The organism is Clostridium tarantellae (assembly GCF_009295725.1).
GTDB lineage: Bacteria > Bacillota > Clostridia > Clostridiales > Clostridiaceae > Sarcina > Sarcina tarantellae.
Map to the genome: position 1 here is coordinate 1 of NZ_WHJC01000682.1, position 402 is coordinate 402.

1 protein-coding gene is annotated in these 402 nt (G+C 27.9%); it reads right to left on the minus strand.

Going from position 1 to position 402, the window contains the following annotated elements; translation table 11 throughout:
• Window positions 1-402, minus strand: a 402-nt coding sequence (locus GBZ86_RS16830; protein WP_170272337.1) for a type I restriction endonuclease, incomplete at both ends; no start/stop codon positions are given.

The following is a 402-nucleotide window of genomic DNA, read 5'->3' on the forward strand; positions in this document are numbered from 1 at the left end:
GAAAAAAGTGAAATCAAATTTTATATCCTTATCACTATTAGCATAGTATTTAGTATCTACACCATTAGTAACTATAAAAATCTGAATATATCTATATAATCCTTTAAAGGAATGCCTTCTGTAACGCTCTATCTGATTAAAGGCTTCCTTAAAATCTTTACCTCTTCTTTTTAACTCTATTTGGATCATAGGCAGTCCATTAATTAAAATAGTTACGTCATACCTATTAACATATTTACTCTCCATGGTTACTTGATTAGTTACTTGAAATAAATTGTTATGCCAGTTTTTACTGTCAAAAAATTCTATGTATGCAGTTGTTCCATCTTCTCTTTCTAATACAAATTTATCTCTGAATAGTTTTGAACTTTTAAATACACTCTTACCTTCCAGGTATATAAG